Origin of the sequence: Neobacillus drentensis (assembly GCF_036966985.1) — a bacterium.
GTDB classification, from domain to species: domain Bacteria; phylum Bacillota; class Bacilli; order Bacillales; family Cytobacillaceae; genus Neobacillus; species Neobacillus drentensis_E.
Window position 1 is genome coordinate 25,798 of the sequence record NZ_JBALSN010000043.1, and the last position, 3,049, is coordinate 28,846.

The window sequence follows — 3,049 nt, forward strand, 5'->3', positions numbered from 1 at the left end:
CCTGCCATTTTTATTGCCGTTGCTGAACCAAGAAATAGTCCCACCCCGATGGCTGCCCCTAAAGACATCAAGGTGATATGCCTTTCTTCTAAACCACGATGAAGCTCTTTACCCTGAGTGTTTTTACTCATATAAATCCCCCTTATGAATACAAGTTAGAATTCCCTCATCCCGTTGAAATAACTTCTTTACTTTTTTACTATAGCAATCTTAGTCTTCACTTTTAAGCCTTTTATTACTTAATCCTCCTTAAGACCCAATTGGCAACGCTTTCAAAAGGTAATTATAAAAATATTTTCTCTTTTTGGATTACTCGGAATCATTTTAACATTATAGCATATTATTTATTCTGTAAAAATACATGAAATTATTATATTTTTTTTGTAAAATTAAACAAAGGGATATTTTAGAATTTAATAAGACTACTATAAATCATTCTATATTAATCTGGGGGTAATCGTTCTGAATACTAGACTACCTGATCCATTTAAGACTGCCTTCGAAAGCTTAGATGAATTTGCCGACCTTATTAGTCAGGTACTAATGTGCCCAATTACAATTGAGGATGCAAACCACCGTCTCCTTGCCTACAGCACACATGATGAACGGACGGATCCAGCGAGAATTTCTACTATCATTGGACGAAGGGTGCCGGAAAAAGTTATTAATCAATTATGGAAAGAAGGAACAATTCCCGCTTTACTTAAGACCCAAGAACCGATTCGTGTGAGGAACATGAGTGATATCGGTCTTAACAATAGAGTCGCCATTTCAATTTGGAAACAAGACGAAGTGATTGGTTTTATTTGGGCAATTGAAATTGATAAAATTTTAACTGAAGAAGATTTCATTCTTTTAAAAAAAGCCGCAGATTCAGCAAAAAATAAACTATTACAGCTTCAGACAAGAAAGAACAAAAAAGAAGAACGTACACAAGAATTCTTTTGGAAACTTTTAACAGGTCATCTTAAAGTAAACGAGGAAATTTTCGATCATTTCCATTCACTACAATTAACACCACCTACCTCTTTTGCGGTTCTTGTTTTTCAGTTTCAGGAGAATATCTCGAATAAAGTAGAACAATCCATATCATATCTGTTAAAAACAAATCAAAGAATAAAAATTATTCTTAACACAATAGACTGCAATCAACTCATTCTTATGGTATCCACAACTACTATTGAGAACCATTTCAATGAACTGGATCAATTTTCAAAATTCTTTGTTCTGCAAATGGGTGAGAGATATGGAATAAAAGAGATCAAACCAAGCTATAGCAGTATTTATGAGGATTATCTACAAACAAACAAGGCCTATAAGGAAACCTTAGCAGTCTTAGCAATTAAAGAAAAGTTCCCTTTGGAGACTAAGGATATTTTTAACTATCAAAAGCTTGGAATCTATCAAATAGTAGATCTTATTTTAGAAAAAAGACAAACCGAAGCCTATGAAAATTATGCCTTAAAACGGCTTCATGAATATGATCAAAAACACAATAGCAACTTAGTCGAAACATTAGAGGTTTTCTTAAATAAAGACAACAACATAAATGATGCAGCCAAGGAACTAAATGTCCATGCAAATACATTAAATTATCGACTTAAACGGATCTCTGAAATAGGGGATGTAAATTTCAAAGATCCTAATCAAAAGATGATTCTCTACTTAGATTTAAAACTGGAAAAATATCAAGGGATATGAACGTTTTGTGAAAATCTCCAAAAAGAATAAAAATATTTCTCTTTTCTGAACAAAGAAATTCTCTAGGAAACATTTTATACTTTAGCCATAGCTAAACACTTTCATGTAACTAGGGGAGGAAATAAATATATGTTTATTGGCGTACCTAAAGAAATTAAAAATAATGAAAATCGTGTTGCACTAACTCCTGCAGGTGTGGTTTCATTCCTAAATGCTGGCCACAAAGTATTAGTAGAAAAGGACGCAGGAATTGGAAGCGGTTTCACTAATGAAGCTTATGCAAAAGCTGGTGCTGAAATAATAGATAATGCCGAACAAGTATGGACAAAAGCAGATATGATTATGAAAGTAAAAGAGCCTCTTTCAAGTGAATATAAGTACTTCCGTCAAGGTTTAATATTATTTACTTACTTACACTTAGCAGCAGAGCCAGAGTTGGCACAGGCTCTTAAAGATAAAGGTGTCATCGCGATTGCCTATGAAACAGTTTCTGTGAACCGAACTCTTCCATTGCTTACCCCAATGAGTGAAGTGGCTGGTCGTATGGCTGCACAAATTGGTGCGCAGTTCTTACAAAAGAATAATGGAGGGCTTGGCATTCTGCTTGCAGGTGTTCCAGGAGTTAACCGCGGAAAAGTTACCATTGTCGGCGGAGGTATCGTAGGAACCAATGCCGCTAAAATGGCTATCGGATTAGGTGCAGACGTGACAATCATTGACTTAAGCGCAGAGCGCCTACGTCAGTTAGATGATATCTTTGGAAATCAAATCAAAACATTAATGTCAAATCCATTCAATATTGCTGAAGCCGTGGCAGAAGCTGATCTTCTTATCGGTGCTGTATTAATTCCTGGTGCCAAAGCTCCTAAGCTGATTACTGAAGAAATGGTTAAATCAATGAAACCTGGTTCTGTAATCGTCGATGTTGCAATTGACCAAGGTGGAATTGTTGAAACAATCGATCATGTGACAACACATGATAATCCAACATTCATCAAACATGGTGTTGTTCACTATTCTGTTGCTAATATGCCTGGTGCTGTACCTCGGACTTCAACAATGGCTCTTACAAATGTTACGGTTCCATATGCATTGCAGATCGCTAATAAAGGGGTTTTTAAAGCCATTTCTGAAAATGCTGCATTATATCTTGGTGTGAATGTGGCCAACGGTGAAATCACGTATGAGGCAGTAGCAAAAGATCTTGGCTATGATTATGTAACTGTAGAAAAGGCCTTAGAAAAAGAACTTGCTTCAATTTAATTGTAGTAAAAGAAGGCAGCTAACCAGTAGCTGCCTTCTTTTATTTAATGATAAGAAAGTATAAGTATTTGAACTTAGATTACTG

Annotated in this window: 3 protein-coding genes; 2 read left to right on the forward strand and 1 reads right to left on the reverse strand. The window is 35.4% G+C overall.

Translation table 11 applies throughout. From position 1 onward, the window contains the following. The coding region (locus V7659_RS03145) for a hypothetical protein (RefSeq protein WP_335538041.1) at positions 1 to 131 on the reverse strand (131 nt) is incomplete at its 3' end. 412 nt (positions 132 to 543) lie between these two features. Here V7659_RS03145 and V7659_RS03150 point away from each other — a divergent pair. After that, a complete protein-coding gene (locus V7659_RS03150; RefSeq protein ID WP_335538039.1) occupies positions 544 to 1,701 on the forward strand; it encodes a PucR family transcriptional regulator in 1,158 nt (385 codons plus the stop codon). 129 nt (positions 1,702 to 1,830) lie between these two features. After that, positions 1,831 to 2,964, forward strand: coding sequence for an alanine dehydrogenase (ald, locus tag V7659_RS03155; protein ID WP_335453057.1), 1,134 nt, complete (start codon positions 1,831 to 1,833; stop codon positions 2,962 to 2,964). The last annotated feature ends 85 nt before the right edge of the window (positions 2,965 to 3,049 follow it).